The following is an 18438-nucleotide window of genomic DNA, read 5'->3' on the forward strand; positions in this document are numbered from 1 at the left end:
TGTCGATAAAAAGGACGCTGACTTTAGCACAGCTTCTTCAGGGTTCTGGCAATCGCATAAAGGCTGTTATTGTTAGGCGTCGAAATAAGCATCAAATAGCCATCACCCCGAAATGGCCGATCAACTTCAGGATTGAATCTCTCAGCATGCAACTCAGCGGTTTCAATAGTGTGTCTAATCGAGTTTTCGATTTCATTTGCCTCTGGATTCTTCCACTTGGCTATCTCTTGCTTCTTTGCGCACTGTTCTTCTTGCCGGGCCGAAGTGTGCACCACAAACTTTTTTACGGGTTATTCAGCATTCCGGCGTTGATCGCCCTGTGTCTGCATCCGCGCGAACTCAAGGAATTGGGCCGCAACCCGATCTTCATTGCCGTGCTGGGGTTCACGGTCTGGGCGCTGGTTAGTTTGTGCTGGGCACCGGGAAAAGATAGTTTCTCCGGGCAATTCAAAGCACCGATGCATACGCTGCTGCTATTCGCAGGCAGCTACTTGCTGGTGCGCTATCGCAGCGAAATCATTCACCCCCTGCTGTTCGCCGCGGCATTGGTCGGACTGGTCGGCACCGCCCACAGCCTGTTCATGTTCACTCGTGTGTACGAGCCGGGCATGCGTTTGATCGGTGGCGGTGCATTCGACAACCCGCTGCTCAGCTCACACATGTATGGCTTTTACGCGACCTACTGGCTGAGCATGAGCATGATCTGCAAGCGCCGCCAGATGCTCTGGCTGAGTCTTCCGGCGATGGCAATCATGTTGGCCGCCGTGATTGCCACCGGCTCCAGGACGCCTCTGGTTGCACTGACACTGGCGGCACTTTGGCTGGGTTTCATTTGCTGGAACCGTCGCTCCGTTGTATTGCTGGGCGCGCTGGCCGCCAGCGGAGCCACGGTTTATGTGCTGTTTGCGCAAATGATCATCGAACGAGGCGACTCTTACCGCTTCGAAATCTGGCAAATGGCTATCAATAAAATAGCCGATCATCCATGGATCGGTCATGGTTATAGCGCCAATCTGGCCATCGACCCCGGCCTCGGTATCAACTTTCAGGAACCCCACAGCTTTGCCCTGGGCGTGCTTTATTACGTCGGTATTGTGGGTTTAGTGCCATGGTTGTTTTTCCAGGCCTGGAGTTTGTTGAGCAGTTGGCGTAATCGTGTGCAACCCCTCTTTATCATCGCATCGACCTTGCTGGTATTCGGCATAGGCGCGGGCCTGACCGAGGGTGGCGGCATCATCTCCCGGCCCAAGGAGCACTGGTTCCTGCTGTGGATCCCGCTGGCGCTGATCGTCGCACTGAGCATCAACCAACGCGCCAGACGTTTGCTGGCAATGCCCCTCAAGACGCTGACGCCAACGGCCCAGCAGCAATTGACCGCCCAAGCGCAGGTAATCGAAGAAGATGGCCTGGGCCCCAAAGTCTTGCGTCTAATCGATGGCAGCTTCCTCAAGCTATTCCGCGGCCGTCGCTGGTACACCTCGGGCAGTTTCAATCCTTACTCCGAACGCTTTGCCGTCAACAGCGAGCAACTGCGCAGCATGGGGTTCCCGACCCCGCCTATTCTTGACCTTTATCGCCTCTCAGACGGCAGCAGCGCCGTGCACTACTCGCCGCTGCCCGGCAATACCTTGCGCCAGGTCTTGCAAGGCATAACCGCACCCGCAGTGCGCCAGGCGCTGGTGGAGCGATTTGGCAAGTTCATGGCTCAACTCCATGAACAAGGTGTTTATTTCCGCTCTCTGCACCTGGGTAACGTTCTGGTGCTTGAAGATGGTGAGTTCGGCTTGATCGATGTAGCCGACCTGCGCATTTACCCTTCTTCGTTGAGCCTGTCCCTGCGTCAGCGCAATCTGCGCCATATGCAGCGTTACAACGTAGACAAGCGCTGGCTGTTCGAAGAACACTTTGAAGCACTGCTTCAGGGCTACGCCATGATGGCGTCGAAGTCGGCTGTTGATAACCTGCACAGACAAGTGCTGGCCGGGAGTTCCCCGGTCAAGGCTCATTAATGACTGCAACCAACCCTCTCATTGCGCTGGTAGCTTATTTGCTGGCCATTGTGACGGCCGCCCTGCTGTTGCGCGCCGTGCCGAAAATTGCCCGTCAGATCGAACATTCYAGTGAAAGCCGGTATGCCAGCATTGATGGGCTACGCGGTTATCTGGCATTCGGCGTGTTTGTGCACCACGCGATTATTACCTTGATCTTCCTGCGCACGGGTGTGTTTGGTTTTCCGCCGAGCAATTTTTACTCACAACTTGGCCAAGGCAGTGTCGCGCTGTTTTTCATGATCACCGGTTTCCTGTTTTGGAATCGACTACTCACCCAGGGTCGTCAACACGATTGGCTGGCCTTTGCGGTTTCGCGGCTGTTTCGCCTGTACCCGTTGTACTTGCCTCTGATGCTGATCGTGTTTGTCACGGTGTTCTACCTGCAAAACTGGGAACTCAAGGACTCCGGGCTCGACTTCGTCGGCCAGATCCTGGCCTGGCTGACCTTCGACAGGCCGGACGTCAACCAGTACTACCAAACCGGCATGCTGATCTCCAACGTCACCTGGACCCTGGGTTACGAGGTGTTTTTCTATTTGGCACTGCCCCTCGCCGGCATGGTTTTTATCTACCGAGGCAGCTGGCTGCAGACAGTGTTGTGCCTGATTGGCATTTACGCCCTGTATGAACTGATCGGCCTGGAGCACTCGCTGAAAAAACACTTTCTGGCGAGCTTCCTTGGAGGCATCGGCGCTGCGTACTGGGTTCGCCGACCGAAATGGGTGGCCTGGGGTCAGACTCGAATAGCGGGGATTGTCGCGCTGCTGGCATTGACCATTGCCTTCACGGCATTCAACCGTGCTTTCAGCCTGTGGCCATTGCTGCTCATGTCGTTGTTTTTCGTGATTGTGGCGTCCGGAAACACCCTGTTCGGCCTGCTGAAACCGCGCAGCATCCGCTGGCTTGGCGAAATCAGCTACAGCACCTATTTGTTGCACGGCTTTGTATTGTGGGTATTCATCCAGCGCCTGCCGCTGGTGCTTGATCTGGATGTTCGGGACATCTGGACCTTTCTGCCGCTGCTGGCCCTGTGCAGCTGCCTGCTGATCATCATCAGCAGCCTGACATTCCTGTACATAGAGAAACCGGGCATAACGGCCGGCAAGAACGTCTTGCAGTGGCTGCGCCAAGGCAAAAAAGCCAACAAGGGCCTGACAGAGAACGCTAGCTGAAGCTGACGCATCCCTTGTAGCAGCTACATAGAGCGCATCCAGGCCGGGTCAGTCTTTTTCCAACGGCGAGAAGTACAGCCGCCCCAGACCGCGCCAGGTCTTCTTGTTCCAGGCCTTGAACGGGATCTGCGCCAGCAGCTCGCGGGCCAGCTTGCGGTCACGGTTGGAGGTCTTGAGGAACATTGAGCTGAGGAACTTGTAGCGGACCTCGTCGTACAGTGGGTGATCGCTGAACAGCGCGTAGGTACGCAGGATGCTGTCGATCATGAAGCGGTGGTTCTTGTAAGAGTTGGTGGCGTGTTTACGATAGCGCGCCATCAGCACATTCAGGCCATCGATAAAGTAACCGGCATGGGTCACCTTCAGTTCGATCAACAAATCTTCCAGACGAATATTCGGATCGAACCCGCCCACTTTATCCAGCGCTTCCCGGCGGATCATCAGGGTCGGAGCAGGTGGATAGGGTTTACGCTCCAGAAACATGTCATCGAAATCCAGACGACGAAACGGCACATCACGGCGCTGACGCTTCTCCGGGTACAGATTACCGTCGGCGTCAATCAACTCGATATTGCCGGCGCAAATACCGACCTCTGGCTTGCCATCCATATACGCCACCTGAGTGGCGATGCGCTCCGGCATCATGATGTCGTCCGAACCGAACGGCACGATCAGACTGCCGCTGGAGCGGGCAATGGCACCGTTGAGCGTGTTGGTCAGCCCCTGATTCTGCTGAACACGGAAATCGAATCCATATTGCGCTTGCAGCACCTTGATGCGTTCGACGCTGTCGTCTTTGGAACCGTCGTCGATCACCAACAATTCGATGTTCTTATACGTCTGGTTGAGGACGCTGAGAACGCTTTCCTCGATGTATCGAGCGTGGTTGTACGACGCGATGATGACCGTGACGAGAGGTTGCTCGGCGCTCATGGGTGTTCCTTGCGGGCCTGTTCCAGGCCGGAGTCGATCAGGTTCAGGTATTCCTGACGGAACACTTCGATGTCGTGTTGTTCCTGGAGATAACGGTAGGCTTGCTCACCCTTGGACTTGAGCTCGTCATCCGACAGCCCAAGGTAGTTATCCAGCGCCGCGACCAGGCTCGGTACATCCTTGGGCGTAATCGCCAAACCGCCCGCCCCTTCAATCAGCGGCACCATGGCGGGCACGTTGGAGGCGATAACCGGCAGATGACCGCTCATGCCTTCCAGCAGCGCCAACCCGAGGCCTTCAGCCAGGGACGGCATGGTCCAGATATCAAAGGCGCGAATGTACTGCAAGGCGATTTCCTTGAAGCCCAGCAGGTGCGCGCGCCCGGTCAGGCCCAGGCGCTCAATCTCGGCGTTCAGGCGCGACTCTTCGCGGCCGGCACCGATGATCGCCAATTGGGTGTTCGGGTACTTGTCCTTGAGCGCGGCAAACGCCTGCAACAGATAAGTGTGGCCCTTGACCGGTACAAGACGCCCCAGAGCGCCAATCAAGCGCACCGAGGGGTCGATACCCAACAATTCGCGGGCCCGCTCGCGGCTGTGCTGCAAGCCTTCGGCCTGTTCGATGTCGATGGCGTTGGTGATTGCGTAAGTATTCTGATCGGTAAAACCGCAGTCGCAGTCCAACAGGTACTGTTTGACCGCCGGCGACACGCCGACAAAGCGCCAGTGACGATCAATCAAACGCTGGGTCTGGCGGCGCCGGTAAAACCGGTCGTACTCACCAAAACCGTGGGAAATACCGATGCACAGTGGCACTTTCAACCAGCGGTTAAGCGCCAGCATCATGTTCACGGGTTTGAAGCGATTACAGATCACCACGTCGAATTTTTCCGCGCGGCAAAACTTGTACAGCGTCCACATCGCCCGCAAGCGCATGCCCTTGAGGGACTTGTCGGTAAACTCGAAATACACTGAACGGTCGGCTCGGCTGATAGCCTCACCCGGCGCCGGCTTGCCACGCAGGAACGCCGCCGTCACTTCGTAGCGATCACTGGGCAGCGCCTTGACGATCTGTTCTGCGAGGTCGGCAAAATCATGGGCTTTGACGTTGTAGTCAGGCTGCAATTGCAGAACCTTTAGCCGCTGGCTCATAACTCTCCCCGCTGAGAAGCGTTGATTGGTGTGTGCTTGAGTATCCACAAAAGCTCGTGACGCCGAACGGCCTTGCGAAAGAATTCGTTCTCGCCGTAGACCGGCGGCTTGCGCTTGGCCAACAGCCGCTGGATCAACCGGCGCAGGCGTCGCTTGAACGGCATTGGCGGTTGCAGGTCATGCATCATGCCCAACGCCATGGCTTTGTCGCGTTGAAGCTCCAGCGACAGCGGCAGGCAGCAAGGCTGCATCGGTGTCGCCGGGTCAAAGGCTGGCGGCAATGCGATGCCATGACCGGCATCGCCCATTGGCCAACGGTCGTTGTCGTGCAAATGGTTGGCGTAACCGAGCAGTACGGTCGGCTGCCACTCCAGGCCTTTCAACGCTTCGAGAACCGCTTGTTGGGCACAGATATGATCGGGATGCGGATCAAGGGTCGGGTGCGGCAGTACGATCACTTCGGGGCGCGCACGCAGCAGTACTGCACGTAGATCGGCCAGTAAATTGTTCCAGGTCGGCGCACCGTCGGCATCGCCCGGCAGGGCAAACGGGTTCAACTGGCGAAACAGTCGCGTATCGCTCAGATCCGCTTCCCGCGAAGCGACCGGTTGCGCCGGCGCAGCCTGCATCGCCGACAGTTGGAGGCAGAAATAACCCAGTTGCACACAATGAGCTTCGGGGACGCCAGCCCAACGAGGTACGGCAATGCTGTCCCACGCACGCAAACGGCCCTTGAGCCGCGACGCCTCGACCTTGTTCAGGCCGAGCTGTTGATAGTGTTCGGCTTCGATTTCACCGGCCGTCAGGGTCACGATCCAGGCTTCATCGGCCTGGCTGTACAAACCATAGGCAGCCAGTTCGGCGTCGTCGGCGTGGGGCGCGATTACCATCACCCGTTGCCGACGGAAGTCGGGTTGCTCCAGCGCCCACAACACCGGCTCGCCGAGCAGGCGGCAGTAACGTCCACACAGGCGCAGCTCACCACGCGACAACACTTGCGCCTGCCCACTGAGGTTCAGATAACGCAGGCCATTTACCCCGCGCTCAAACGTTAGTCGGTCCGGGTTGTCACCACCCGACAGCTCCACCACCGGGTCGATAAAGCGCCCCAGCCAGGTGCTTTTCACCCGTAGCGCCAACACCAGCGTGGCGTCGTCGACCAGCATCACGCCTTCGTCCAGACGCAAGCGCTCGCCGTCCAGATACACCTTGGGTTGCGGGGTGTAGGGCGGGAAGCTGTATTGGTAATCGTCTTTAGGGGAATAAAACAGGTGGTCGGCGAACCAGGCCTCGTGGGCAATCCAGCCCAGCACCGCAAACACCAGCGGCAACCACCAGGCGACCAGCACGCCGATGGCAATCAACAGCATCAGCGCGACCAACAGGCTGATACGTTTGTTGCGCCGGTGGCGCTTGAGCAGTTTCTGTTTGCGGCTCATGGGTTCACTCACACGGTAAAAACCGGCACAGAATTGCACCAGCGGTCCTTGTATTCCCGGTCGGCGCGGCCGAAGGAAAACCGTAGGGGTTTATTCAGGGCTCGAGCGTGTTCCCAGGCGCTTTGGGTGTTGAGGAAACTCAGCACGCTGCCAGGGCTGAACTCGCGGGTTTCGGGATCGACGCCACCGTTGATGTACTCGACGCTGATCCACTCCGGTGCTTCGACGCGGTAGACCAGTTGAATGGCGATCGGGGCATCGTTGAGGAAAATCACCGAGCCGATCAGCAAGTCGCGCAACAGTTCGATCACCTCGCCCATGCGCTCGGCACCCGTGGCCGCAAAGCCCCACCGGCGCTGGAAAAGGTCGCAATAAATCGCCGCCAGCTCGGCACTGGAAAACTCGGCGACTGGCCGCACAACCCCACCGGCTTCCTCCAGCAGACGCAATTCACGGCGCTGGTTATAGCGGAATTTTTTCGACAGTTCTTCGGGCGTGCGCGCCATGGCCAGTTGTTCGGCCTGTAGCTTGATATCGGTGAATCGGCCTTCGCTCAGTGCCGACAAATAACGTCCGCGATGGCGCAGCGCTGCTTGTGCATCGGCGGCAGCCGGCAGAATCACCTCGGCATTGCCGAGGTCGAACAGGCCTTTTTTACCACGGCGTTTGAGCACGTCTTTGGACAGTGCCAAGTCGCGCCCCCAGGTCGGGATGGCGGCTTTCACTTCACCGTTGTGCTCCCAAGCCAGATAACGGACCGGGATCTCGGCCAACTGCGCCAGACGCTCAACCACCATGGGATGAGTCGCGACGCTACCGCCAAAACGTTGCCATGCCTTTGCATAAGTCGAGGCGTCGACCAGCGTCCAGCCACGTTCGCGCCAGCCTTGAAATCGGTTGAGCATCAGCCCCTCGGTGCCAGTTCTGTGACGTGTGGCAAATGCCAGAAAGCTTCGCGTACCGCGCGGTCGGAGAAATGCTCACGCAAGCGGTCGAGCATCATCTCGGCACACTGGTGACGTTGCTGCTCGTCCATCGCGGCCAGATGTTGCAACCCTTGAGCCATACGTTCGGCATCGCCCAACGGAAACAGAATGCCAACCCCTTCAACGACTTCCCTGGCGCCACCGCAAGCGGTCGCGAGCAACGGCACGCCAGCGGCCATGGCTTCCAGCAGCACCATGCCGAAAGGCTCGTGATCGGAGCTCAGGGCAAACACATTGAAGGCACGGAAGTAACGACGGGCATCCGGCACTTGGCCGAGGAACAGCACTCGATCACCAATGCCCAATTCGCGGGCCAGCTCCTTGAGGTCCTGTTCCAGCCGACCGCTACCGAGAACTACCAGTTGGCTGTTGGCCGGCAATTGCGGCAACGCCAAGGCAAAACCGTGCAACAGCGTGGTCTGGTCCTTGTCCGGATGCAACCGCCCAACATTGCCCACAATCCAGGCATCCGGCGACAGACCCAGGGTTTCCCGGGCTTCGCGAGCCGAGACCTGACTGGTCTGCAAGGCCGGCACATCGATACGGTTATAGAGCGTCTGAATACGCCCGGCTGGCCATTTCGGCAGGCAACGGCGCATGTCATCTCGCACCGCATCGGAGACCCCGAGCAGGCTGAGGCGCTTGCGGAAAATATGGGCGAACAGTTTGCGGGTGCCGCGTTTGTAATCGCCAAAGGCATGATGCACGCCAATGACCGGCAGCGAGGTGCTGAGCAAGGCGATGTAGATCGGCTTGAAACGGTGGGCAATGCAGAAGCTGAAATTGCGCGAGGCGGCAATCTTGCGCAGATCGGCGATGGCGCCCAGCTTCAGGCCACGAATAGCCTTGGAGCTGTATTCCATAAACAGCACTTCATCGGAAGCGCAGCCCGCAGCGACGTCGCTATCGGCGGCCCCGGTCAGAAAGACCGTGGTCACTCGATAGCCAGTCCCCGCGAACAGGCTGGCGTACTGCCGGGCACAGTCCAGAAACGGGCCGTCATAGCCGTGACAGAACTGCAGCACATGGCGTTCAGCCGAGCGAGTCATAAGCGTTGGCGCCCTCTTTAACCACCAGGATGTCTTCCATGATCAAGTACTGTAGATCGGAACCGAAGAACATGTTCAGGGCATCGGTCGGCGAGCAGATCATTGGCTCGCCACGACGGTTCAGCGAGGTGTTCAGCGATACGCCGTTACCAGTCAGCACTTCCAGCGCTTTCATCATGTCGTAGTAGCGCGGGTTGTACTCGCGCTTGAGCACCTGGGCGCGGGACGTACCGTCTTCGTGGACGACTTCCGGCACGCGGGTCTTCCACTCTTCAGCCACTTCAAAGGTGAAGGTCATGAAAGGCGCCGGGTGATCGATCTTGATCATCTGCGGGGCAACGGTATCGAGCATCGACGGGCAGAAAGGCCTCCAGCGCTCGCGGAACTTGATCTGGTGGTTGATACGGTCAGCCACGCCAACGGCGCTCGGGCAACCGATGATCGAACGACCACCCAAGGCACGCGGACCAAACTCCATGCGCCCCTGGAACCAGGCGACCGGGTTGCCGTCGACCATGATCTTGGCGATGTTTTCCGGCATGTTGGCGAGCTTGCGCCAGACCGGTTTGCTCAGGTGACGGGCGCAGGCTGCGAGCACGTCTTCGTTGGTGTACGAAGGGCCGAGGTAGACGTGTTCCATCTTCTCGACCGGTACGCCACGGGCGTTAGACACATACGCCGCCGCGCCGACCGCCGTACCGGCGTCGCCGGATGCAGGCTGTACGAACAATTCTTTGACGTCGTCGCGTGCGATGATTTTCTGGTTCAGCTTGACGTTCAACGCACAACCGCCGGCGTAGGCCAGCTTGCCGGTTTCCTTGAGCACGTCGCCCAGGTAGTAGTCGATCATCTGCAGCGAGATCTTTTCGAACAGCGCTTGAATGCTCGCCGCGTAGTGGATGTACGGCTCGTCGGCGATATCACCTTCACGCTTGGGACCCAGCCACTCGATCAGCTTCGGCGAGAAGTAGTAACCTTTGCCCTTCTCTTTGTAGCGACGCAGGCCGATGACGTTGGCGTAATCGGTGTTGATCACCAGTTCGCCGTTTTCGAACGAAGCCAGGCGCGAGAAATCGTATTTGCTGGCGTCGCCGTACGGCGCCATGCCCATGACCTTGAACTCACCGTCGAGCATATCGAAACCGAGGAACTCGGTAATCGCGCCATACAGGCCGCCGAGGGAGTCCGGATCGAAGAATTCCTTGATCTTGTGGATCTTGCCGTTCTCGCCGTAACCGAAGAAGGTCGTGGCGTACTCACCCTTGCCGTCAATCCCCAGGATCGCGGTTTTCTCTTTGAAACCGGAACAGTGGTATGCACTGGAGGCGTGAGCCAGGTGATGCTCGACCGGTTCGATCTTGATTTTCTTCGGATCGAAGCCCAGTTGCTCGAGGCACCAGACTATCTTGTTGCGATAGCGCTTGTAGCGACGGTTGCCCATCAGGATCGCATCGAGGGCGCGGTCCGGAGCGTACCAGTAACGCTTGGCGTACTGCCACCGAGCCTTGCCGAACAGGCTGATCGGGGCGAAAGGGATCGCGACCACGTCAACGTCCGACGGCTTGATGCCCGCCTGTTCAAGGCAGAACTTCGCCGATTCGTAGGGCATGCGGTTCTTTGCATGTTTATCGCGCACAAAGCGCTCTTCTTCAGCCGCCGCGACCAGCTTGCCGTCGATGTACAAGGCTGCGGAAGGATCATGGCTAAGGGCGCCGGACAGGCCAAGAATCGTCAATGCCACAGGGGTCTAGCCTCTTTAGTCTGCATGCAGGCGACAAGCGCCTCAAAAATTAATGTGCCCCCGCAAGCAGCGAGAGACAACTAAAGGGCGGGATTATAGCTTAAAAGCAGCGGTAAGCCTCTAGCGGCAAGCGGCAAGCTCACGCGCTGGCAGTAGGAAGACCTCGACATAGTTACCCGCGGCCTGCTCGACCGTAAATACTGAGATTGCCGTCGGTGGTCTGACGGTAAAGGGTATAGGGCAGGCAAACCGAGTCGAGGACACCGGACAAGGCCAGGTCCAGTAGTACGAAGGATGCAAGGTAGCTTGCGGGTTCAGGCGGGGCATTCAAGTAGCAAAAATCGTAGGCCAGGCCGCTGTAAATGCGCGGGATGGTCTGACAGTAGGTTTTTTGTTTTCTGAGACTGCGCGCGGCGTCTTCGTCAGATTGCAGCACCGTGGCAGCGGTACCGCAGCCAGTGAGTGCAAGTGAGAAAGTACTGATCGCAATAGCCGTTTTTATCGTCAAAGTCTGCCCTCCGTGAACGTCAGGCAAACTAGCATCGTGGCTATTCAGGGCACAGTTCATGGTCTCTGTAGATCATGTAGGACGATTCATAAAAACTTGTCCCCAAATCTCGGGTGACTGRTCTGGCCCCTTCGCCGGCAAGCCGGTCTCGCTCMCACAKTGGATCTGCGTCGTAAACAAATCCACTGTGKGAGCGAGACCGGCTTGCCGGCGATGGCGATTCAGGTAGCGCTAGAGATATCTTTGGGAAGACGCTGATCAATGACCTGATACAGCGCACTGCTCTCAGGCCAGTTGCGCATAAACCGCGCCCGATCCCGTGCGTACGCCGGGGCAAAACTGCTCATCGAAGCATGCTGACACATCGAATCCAGATCAATCAGCGCCCAGCGATCTTCCTGCCAGAACAAGTTGTGGCCCTTGAAGTCGCCATGGCTGATTCGCTCACCGATCAGTTCGGCAAACAGGTGATCCAGCGCCAGCAGCTCAGCCTCAGGGGCTTCACCGCTTTCGACGTAAGGCGCGAAGCGTTCGATGATGTCCGGCCCCGGCAAATATTCGGTCACCAGATACGCCCGGCTGCGCAGCCAGAGAAACCGCTTCTCCAACAACGCCAACGGCTTGGGCGTGGCAATGCCGAGGAACGCCAGGCGATTGCCTTCGTGCCACGAGTGCCAGGCACGGCTCGGACGCCAGAAGCGCTTGAGCCAATGCGCAAAACCCTTGATGTTGTAGCGCTTGATCACCAGCGTCCGACCGTCAACCTCGATTTTTCCCACACTCGCCGCGCCGCCGGTCTTGTACAGATGGCCTTGATCGAGCAACGCGTCGGCCTGCTCCAGCACTGGCAGCATCGCAGCTTCTTCTTCGCGACGGATCGCGCGCAAGACAAACGCGCCGCGCTGGACGCTGAACAGCGTGCATTCGCGGCCGACCTTGATCAGGAAGTCCTTCAAACGCCAGGCGCGAACCTTGTCGATCTGCTTCTGCAAGGCTTCCATCGGCAGGGCGTGCTCGCCGTTGCTCAACAGGTAATACACCAGCAATTCTTCGATGTACGGTTCTAGCGTCTTGGGCAGCTGCGCAAAAAATACGCCGAGGTTTTCMAGGACCTTGTTTCGTGACAGCGGCTGTCCCGGCGTTTCAGCACAGACGCCGCCGCCATCGATCAGGTACAACCGACYGCGCTGACGCAAGAGGTTGTCCAGATGCAGGTCTTCCTGCCAAAGCCCCTTGCGATGCATTTGGCCGATAGCACCCAATGCCTCGGCCAGAACGGCGCCTTGCATATCCGCCAGCACCGGCAAGTGTTCGACTTTTTTCCAGGTATCCCCCAGGCTCTCGGCGCTTGCGAGGAAATCGAACAACAGCCAGCCGCCCTCGCCTTCCTTCAGGCCATCGGCCAGCAATTGCGGCGTGGTCAGGCCTTGATCGGCGAGCAAGCGCACGCCGTTCAGTTCACGCCGAAAATGCCGCGCCGCTTTGCTGCCGACCAATAATTTGGCCAGCACCGGCCGGCCGCGCCAGACGCCAGCGCCGACGTAACGCTGTCCCGGCAAGACTCGCAGCAAACTCAGCAGCTGCAATTCGGCGGGGCCGGCGGCATCGGCCAGCGAAATACTCATCGGCAGGCTCGGGCTGCGGCCGGCGCCTTTCAGTTCGGACAAGCGCATCAACGCTTCTCCTTGTGACTGCGCCGCGCGGTCAGACGCGAAACCCAACTGTCCACCAGCGAACTGTTCTGCGGCTGATCGACATAGACCGCCAACATCTCGCGCAACTGCGACTCGGTCCACTCCGGCGCGCGGCGGAGTAACGGTTCCAGGTCCTTGACCCGGTCACGCTGACCGAACAGCAACGGTCGGGTTTTTTCCAGGTCGATCAACTGAGCCTGATAACCGTCGCCCTTGGCTTGCAGAAAAATATGTTTGGGATAGAAGCAGCCATGAACCTGGCGCACGCCGTGCAGCTGTCGCGCCAGAACACCACAGGCTTTGAGAATGGCCGTGTGTTGCGCCCCACTCAGGCTCGACCAGCGCTGCAACAGCGAATCGAGATCATCCCAACCATCCAGCGCGCGGGTCAGCAGCAATGCGCGGACCTCACCATTGACTTTGCGCTCACCAAAAAACACTGCTTGCAGCGCCGGTATGCCCAGCTTTTGATAACGGCTTATGTTGCGAAACTCACGGGCAAAACTCGGCTCGCCGAAGGGCGCGTGAAAAGTACGTGTCAGGTAGTTGCTCTGGCGCTTGAGGTAGAAGCCACGACCTTCCAGATCCAGCCGAAACACGCTGCTCCAGCCACCGCCGACGGTGTTGGGCTCATCCACGGCGTCGAGCTGTTTGGCCCAGAGCGCATCGAACGTGCCGAGGCCATGTCGCTCAAGCAGCGCACGGTCTTCAGCGGCCAGAAAATCAGTCATTCGCGTCCCTCGAAAAATCTCACCACGTGCCGGATGCGTTTCTTGTCGGCGGCATTGAGTCGGTCACGCTGGCGATATTGCAGATAAAAGCGCAGGCGCTGGGTAGCCGACAAGTGATATTTGGCCACCTTGTCGAGGCAGGCCAGGTCTTTGGTGATCCGGTATTTAAGCCAGAAGCCGTGCCAGAAATCACCATTGGGGCAATCGATCAGGAACAGCCGGGCTTGATCGTCGATCAGCAGATTGCGCCACTTCAAATCGTTATGCGTGAAACGATGGTCGTGCATGGTCCGGGTGTAACCGGCCAACTGCCGGCTGACCGTATCGACCCAGGCGCGGTCCGCCAACTTAAGATCGTGCCGTTCAGCGAGAGCCGACAGGTCTTCAGTGTTCGGCAGTTCGCGCGTGATCATGGCCCCACGGTTGTACGCCGCGCCGCGTCGTTCCAGACCCCAGGCCACCACTTCGGCGGTGGGAATGCCCCACTTGGCAAAGCGCTTGAGGTTCTGCCATTCGGCCTTTACCCGAGGTTTACCCAGGTAACGGCGCAGGCCTTTGCCCGCGCCGGTGTAGCGTTTGACGTAGTAATTGACGCCGTTGCGATTGACGCGGATGACCTCGGACAACAGATCACGAGTCAGTCGCTCACCCTGCAGCGCAAACACCGCTTCAAGGCTGCCGAAATCTTCTGCCAGATCGCTATAAGCGGGTTCCAGTTTCCAACCCGCCATCAGAGTGCATCCCCATATCGCTGTTTACGGTCATAAAGTTTATTGGCCTTGCCCTCAAGCCAGGCGAGCAGCGACGCTTCTTCAGCCAGAATCTGGCGCAGCGGCTGCTGGAAGTACCCCTTGAGGAAACGCAATTTGTCGCGCCGGGTCAGGCCAATGTCCAGGGCCGAAAAATACAGCGCCGCCAGATCTTTGTTGCGCCAACGCTGAGTGATTGCCGGGCGGGTCTGGGCACGGTGCAGGTCGATCACTGAGAGCTTGAAATCGTCGGCGGTCACTGGTTTGTCGGTGTGCAGCAGGAAGTGGCAAATGTAGCAGTCGCGATGGTTGACCCCGGCGCGGTGCATCATGCCGGTCATGCGCGCGACTTCGGCAATCAGCGCCCGCTTGAGCTTGGGCTCGGGCGGGTTCTTGACCCAATCAATACTGAAGTCTTCAAGGCTGACGGTCGGCGCCAGTTCTTCGGTGACGATGAACGAATGCTGGTCCGCCGGATTACTGCCCTTCTCGCCGTAAGCGACGGCGGTCATGGTCGGCACGCCGACTTCTTTAAGTCGCTGAATAGCTATCCACTCCTGACCCGCACCGAGGACCGGCAGCTTGGCCGTCAGCAGGTTTTTGAAGATCTCGCCCCAACCGATGCCACGGTGGATCTTCACGAAAAAACCATTGCCGTTCACTTCAGTGCGCAATGTGCGGCGCGCTTCCAGTTCACGGTAAACCTCGCCTTCGAGACCTTCGACTTCGGTGAACGCATCGCGCCCGGCCCAAAGGCTCTTGAACGGTTCAGCCAGCATCAACTTCATTAAGCGTGCTCCGCCAGAATCACATCGGCCGCGTGCTGCGGCATGCTGTAGAGGTCGGCCGTCTCGGCGAAGGCCAGACCGTTGCGGCTCCAGGCCGCCCGTGCTTGAGCGTCGTTCAACATGCCGGTCAGGTACTGAGTCAGTTGGCCCTGATCGAATGGTTCGTCCAATACCAGCCCGGCGTCGGCCTCGGCGATGTAATGGGCATAACCGCATACCGCGCTGACCAACACCGGCAGCCCGGCCACCAAGGCTTCGAGCAACACGGTCCCGGTGTTTTCGTTATACGCCGGGTGAATCAACAGATCGGCACCTAGCAGGAAACGCGGGATATCACTGCGGCCCTTGAGGAACGTCACGTTGTCGCCGAGCCCCAATGTAGCGCTCTGCATCTGGAATAATTTGGGGTCATCCTGGCCAATTACAAACAGCCGGGTGCGTTTCTTCAGATCAGCGGGCAATGCGGCCAGCGCCTTGAGGCTGCGATCCACGCCTTTGGTCTTGAACCCTGAACCGATTTGCACCAGCAGCAGTTCTTCGTCTTTCAGGTTGAATTCGCCCCGGAATCCGGCACGAATCTCGGCAGCATTGGCCGGCGCACGGCGGTCCTGGGAGATACCCGGCGGCAGCAAATGAAAACGCTCCAGCGGCGTATCGTAATGCTTGATGAATAGCGGCTGCTGCACTTCGGAAATCATCAACACTTCGGTCTTGGCGTCCTTGGCGAACACCGCGCGCTCGTATTCGGCGAAGTGGCGGTAGCGACCCCAACGGCGGTACAGCGAATGACGCAGGTTTTGCGCCTTGTCTTCGAAACAGCCGTCGGCGGCGTAGTAAACGTCCAGGCCCGGCATCTTGTTGAAACCGATCAGGCGATCCACGGGCCGCTTGGCCAGATCCGCTTCCATCCACTCGCTGAGCTTTTCATTGCGCCGATGGTTGAAGAACGCCTTGACCGGCGCCACCAGCACTTCGAAACCCGGCGGAACGTCGCCTTCCCAGATCAGCGTGTAGACGCGAATCTTATGGCCGCGCTGCTGACACTCCAGGGCGATGCGCATGAAGTCGCGCTGCAAACCCCCGAATGGAAAGTATTTGTACAAAACGAATGCCAATTGCATCAGCGCAGCTCCTCAGCCAGTAACAACGTGCTCAGTCGGGTCGCGACACGCTCGGGATTCAGACGCGTGAAGCACAGGGGCCACTCGCGTTTCAGGTCGAACTGACGGGCATCCTGTTCCGTCGGTTGATAGGTACATTTTTTTTGCAGGCACGGTGCGCACGGGAAGTCGCTGGCGATATGAATCTGCGCTTTACCGTAGGCGCCGGTCAGGCCTGGATTGGTCGGACCGAACAGCGACAGTGTGGGTACATCGAGCGCGGCGGCCAGATGACCGAGGCCCGTGTCCACGGCCACGCAAGCCTGTGCGCCGGCCAGCACCTTGCCGACACCGGCCAGGTTCAGCTTGGGCAGCACTTCAACATGGCGGAACCCGGCGGCAATGCGCTCGGCCCGGGCCTTCTCGATGGGATTTCCCCACGGCAGCTTCACGGCGACGCCCAGATAACCGACGCGCTCGGCCAGCTCACGCCAGTAGGCTTCCGGCCAGTGCTTGGTGTCCCACGTAGTGCCATGCAGAAACAGCACGTACGGATTCTTGCGCGGCAGTTCCACCAATCGCTCGACGTTCAGGCCGTAATCGCCCAAACCTTTAGGCAAGTCGTAGCCCAAGGCCAAGGCAAACAATTGACGCACCCGTTCTACCGCGTGCTGCCCACGGCCCACCGCCAAGCGACGGGAATAGAAGCGCGCAGCCATAGGTTCGCGCGCCGAATCCTTGTCCAGCCCGGCGACCGGTGCCTTGACGTAGCGCGTCAGCCAGGCACTTTTCAGCAGGCCCTGGGCGTCAATCACCAGATCATATTTTTCGGCACGAACGCTTTGTTTGAAGCGTTTCCACTCGCCACTCTTGACGGTCTGCCAGAGATTCTTGCGCCAGCGGCGGATCGCCACCGGGATCACCTTGCCCACGGCCGGGTGCCAGGTCGGGATCTCGGCAAAGCCTTCTTCCACCACCCAGTCGAATTTGATGCCGGGAATCGCCCGCGCCGCGTCGGTCAGTGCCGGCAGCGCGTGAATCACGTCGCCCAGCGAGGAAGTCTTGATCAGCAGAACCCGCAAACTATTTGACCTCGACCACAGTGCCCTGCAAACGCTGCAAGGCTTCGTTCACGGCTTGCGGCATGAGCTGGCGCAAGCAGTTGTAATGTCCGAAACGGCACGTGCGATCGAAGCACGGGCTGCATTCGATGCCCAGACGCACCACTTCGACATGCTCGGCCAACGGCGGTGTGAAACCCGGCGACGTCGAGCCATAGACCGCCACCAACGGGCGGTTCAACGCGGCGGCGACGTGCATCAGGCCGGAGTCGTTGGACACCACCGCGTCGGCGCAGGACATCAGGTCAATGGCTTCGGCCAGCGAGGTACCGCCACTGAGGTTGACCGCCTCTTCCCGCAGACCGGGAATCAGCCGCGCGCGGATCTCTTCGCCCACGGCGTGATCGTTTTTCGAACCGAACAACCAGACTTGCCAGCCTTCACGAATTTTCGCTTCGGCGACCTTGGCGTAATGTTCGGAAGGCCAGCGCTTGGCCTCACCGAACTCCGCGCCGGGGCATAACACCAACACCGGACGGTCGAGGGCCAGACCGAATTTAGCCAGCGCCGCTTCGCGGGTGACCGGGTCGATCTGCAAGCTCGGGCGTGGATAAGGTGTCGGCAGTTCGGTACCGGGCTCGTATGCCAAGGCCATGAACCGCTCGATCATCAACGGATATCGCTCTTTATCCAGCGTGCGCACGTCATTGAGCAGGCCGTAGCGGAACTCTCCACGCCAGCCAGTGCGTTTCGGGATGCTGGCGAAGAACGGCACCAGCGCCGACTTCAGCGAATTGGGCAGCAAAATCGCCTGGTCGTACTGGCCAGCGAGGGATTTGCCGATGCGCCGACGGGTCGCCAGCTCCAAAGCACCGTGGCCGAGCGGAAAGCTCAAGGCCTGCCTGACTTCAGGCATACGTTCCAGGATCGGCCGGCTCCACTCGGGGGCCAGGACGTCGATTTCGCATTGCGGGTGGCGCTGTTTGAGACTCTGAAACAGAGTCTGCGCCATCACCATGTCACCGACCCAACTGGGCCCAACGATCAGAATTTTCATGTGGTTTCCAAAAACGAACCGGGGAGGCATATGCCTCCCCGCCTCGAGAATTCTACAAAACACTGCAGATCTACTGTGGGAGCGGCGGTGCGACGATTCGACCTGCTCGCGAAGGCGGCGTGACAGTCAGCATATATGCCGGATGTGACGGCCTCATCGCGAGCAGGCTCACTCCCACAGGGTTTGTGCGCCATACCCTAAATCTACAATCACCGCCGCTCCCACCTT

General features: G+C 58.9%; 16 protein-coding genes. 2 read left to right on the top strand and 14 right to left on the bottom strand.

Going from position 1 to position 18438, the window contains the following annotated elements:
- The first annotated feature begins 146 nt into the window (after positions 1-146).
- Positions 147-2009 (top strand): O-antigen ligase family protein, encoded by a 1863-nt coding sequence (locus AC1DRJ_RS01960; RefSeq protein ID WP_477800566.1) that lies wholly within the window; start codon positions 147-149, stop codon positions 2007-2009.
- Positions 2009-3223, top strand: a complete 1215-nt coding sequence (locus AC1DRJ_RS01965) for an acyltransferase family protein (protein WP_477800567.1) — start codon at positions 2009-2011, stop codon at positions 3221-3223. The genes AC1DRJ_RS01960 and AC1DRJ_RS01965 overlap by 1 nt, the downstream gene beginning before the upstream one ends.
- Positions 3224-3271: 48 nt before the next feature.
- Here AC1DRJ_RS01965 and AC1DRJ_RS01970 read toward each other — a convergent pair whose 3' ends face one another.
- The 14 genes from AC1DRJ_RS01970 to waaF form a co-directional block, all read right to left on the bottom strand.
- Positions 3272-4156 carry a glycosyltransferase gene (locus AC1DRJ_RS01970; RefSeq protein WP_477800568.1) on the bottom strand — a complete coding sequence of 295 codons (885 nt, stop codon included), beginning with the start codon at positions 4154-4156 and terminating at the stop codon, positions 3272-3274.
- Positions 4153-5307, bottom strand: coding sequence for a glycosyltransferase family 4 protein (locus AC1DRJ_RS01975; protein WP_477800569.1), 1155 nt, complete (start codon positions 5305-5307; stop codon positions 4153-4155). The genes AC1DRJ_RS01970 and AC1DRJ_RS01975 overlap by 4 nt, the downstream gene beginning before the upstream one ends.
- Positions 5304-6746 carry a PIG-L deacetylase family protein gene (locus tag AC1DRJ_RS01980; RefSeq protein WP_477800570.1) on the bottom strand — a complete coding sequence of 481 codons (1443 nt, stop codon included), beginning with the start codon at positions 6744-6746 and terminating at the stop codon, positions 5304-5306. The genes AC1DRJ_RS01975 and AC1DRJ_RS01980 overlap by 4 nt, the downstream gene beginning before the upstream one ends.
- 8 nt (positions 6747-6754) lie before the next feature.
- Entirely contained in the window at positions 6755-7651 is an 897-nt protein-coding gene (locus AC1DRJ_RS01985; RefSeq protein ID WP_477800571.1) for a GNAT family N-acetyltransferase, read from the bottom strand.
- The gene (locus AC1DRJ_RS01990; protein ID WP_477800572.1) at positions 7651-8781 is read right to left on the bottom strand and encodes a glycosyltransferase; all 1131 of its coding nucleotides are present in this window, start codon (positions 8779-8781) and stop codon (positions 7651-7653) included. The genes AC1DRJ_RS01985 and AC1DRJ_RS01990 overlap by 1 nt, the downstream gene beginning before the upstream one ends.
- Entirely contained in the window at positions 8765-10522 is a 1758-nt protein-coding gene (locus tag AC1DRJ_RS01995; protein ID WP_477800573.1) for a carbamoyltransferase family protein, read from the bottom strand. The genes AC1DRJ_RS01990 and AC1DRJ_RS01995 overlap by 17 nt, the downstream gene beginning before the upstream one ends.
- Before the next feature lie 172 nt (positions 10523-10694).
- On the bottom strand, positions 10695-11030 hold the full coding sequence (locus AC1DRJ_RS02000; RefSeq protein ID WP_477800574.1) for a YceK/YidQ family lipoprotein: 336 nt from the start codon (positions 11028-11030) through the stop codon (positions 10695-10697).
- 221 nt (positions 11031-11251) lie between these two features.
- The gene (locus AC1DRJ_RS02005; RefSeq protein ID WP_477800575.1) at positions 11252-12703 is read right to left on the bottom strand and encodes a lipopolysaccharide kinase InaA family protein; all 1452 of its coding nucleotides are present in this window, start codon (positions 12701-12703) and stop codon (positions 11252-11254) included.
- Positions 12703-13455 (bottom strand): lipopolysaccharide kinase InaA family protein, encoded by a 753-nt coding sequence (locus AC1DRJ_RS02010; RefSeq protein ID WP_477800576.1) that lies wholly within the window; start codon positions 13453-13455, stop codon positions 12703-12705. Before AC1DRJ_RS02010 ends, AC1DRJ_RS02005 begins: the two co-directional genes overlap by 1 nt.
- Positions 13452-14186, bottom strand: coding sequence for a lipopolysaccharide kinase InaA family protein (locus AC1DRJ_RS02015; protein ID WP_477800577.1), 735 nt, complete (start codon positions 14184-14186; stop codon positions 13452-13454). The genes AC1DRJ_RS02010 and AC1DRJ_RS02015 overlap by 4 nt, the downstream gene beginning before the upstream one ends.
- Positions 14186-14992 carry a lipopolysaccharide core heptose(I) kinase RfaP gene (rfaP, locus tag AC1DRJ_RS02020; protein ID WP_477800578.1) on the bottom strand — a complete coding sequence of 269 codons (807 nt, stop codon included), beginning with the start codon at positions 14990-14992 and terminating at the stop codon, positions 14186-14188. The genes AC1DRJ_RS02015 and rfaP overlap by 1 nt, the downstream gene beginning before the upstream one ends.
- Positions 14992-16113, bottom strand: a complete 1122-nt coding sequence (locus AC1DRJ_RS02025) for a glycosyltransferase family 4 protein (protein ID WP_477800579.1) — start codon at positions 16111-16113, stop codon at positions 14992-14994. The genes rfaP and AC1DRJ_RS02025 overlap by 1 nt, the downstream gene beginning before the upstream one ends.
- Positions 16113-17174, bottom strand: coding sequence for a lipopolysaccharide heptosyltransferase I (gene waaC / locus AC1DRJ_RS02030; RefSeq protein WP_477800580.1), 1062 nt, complete (start codon positions 17172-17174; stop codon positions 16113-16115). The genes AC1DRJ_RS02025 and waaC overlap by 1 nt, the downstream gene beginning before the upstream one ends.
- 1 nt (position 17175) lies before the next feature.
- Positions 17176-18210, bottom strand: a complete 1035-nt coding sequence (gene waaF / locus AC1DRJ_RS02035; protein WP_477800581.1) for a lipopolysaccharide heptosyltransferase II — start codon at positions 18208-18210, stop codon at positions 17176-17178.
- Positions 18211-18438 lie beyond the last annotated feature (228 nt).

The organism is Pseudomonas sp. P5_B2 (assembly GCF_056400445.1).

What these genes read in the sequence shown, in the direction of transcription:
- AC1DRJ_RS01960 (WP_477800566.1), top strand. Translation starts at nt 147, where the DNA reads ATGCAACTCAGCGGTTTCAATAGTGTGTCTAATCGAGTTTTCGATTTC.
- AC1DRJ_RS01970 (WP_477800568.1), bottom strand. Translation starts at nt 4,156, where the DNA reads ATGAGCGCCGAGCAACCTCTCGTCACGGTCATCATCGCGTCGTACAAC.
- AC1DRJ_RS01975 (WP_477800569.1), bottom strand. Translation starts at nt 5,307, where the DNA reads ATGAGCCAGCGGCTAAAGGTTCTGCAATTGCAGCCTGACTACAACGTC.
- AC1DRJ_RS01980 (WP_477800570.1), bottom strand. Translation starts at nt 6,746, where the DNA reads ATGAGCCGCAAACAGAAACTGCTCAAGCGCCACCGGCGCAACAAACGT.
- AC1DRJ_RS01985 (WP_477800571.1), bottom strand. Translation starts at nt 7,651, where the DNA reads ATGCTCAACCGATTTCAAGGCTGGCGCGAACGTGGCTGGACGCTGGTC.
- AC1DRJ_RS01990 (WP_477800572.1), bottom strand. Translation starts at nt 8,781, where the DNA reads ATGACTCGCTCGGCTGAACGCCATGTGCTGCAGTTCTGTCACGGCTAT.
- AC1DRJ_RS02010 (WP_477800576.1), bottom strand. Translation starts at nt 13,455, where the DNA reads ATGACTGATTTTCTGGCCGCTGAAGACCGTGCGCTGCTTGAGCGACAT.
- AC1DRJ_RS02015 (WP_477800577.1), bottom strand. Translation starts at nt 14,186, where the DNA reads ATGGCGGGTTGGAAACTGGAACCCGCTTATAGCGATCTGGCAGAAGAT.
- rfaP (WP_477800578.1), bottom strand. Translation starts at nt 14,992, where the DNA reads ATGAAGTTGATGCTGGCTGAACCGTTCAAGAGCCTTTGGGCCGGGCGC.
- AC1DRJ_RS02025 (WP_477800579.1), bottom strand. Translation starts at nt 16,113, where the DNA reads ATGCAATTGGCATTCGTTTTGTACAAATACTTTCCATTCGGGGGTTTG.
- waaF (WP_477800581.1), bottom strand. Translation starts at nt 18,210, where the DNA reads ATGAAAATTCTGATCGTTGGGCCCAGTTGGGTCGGTGACATGGTGATG.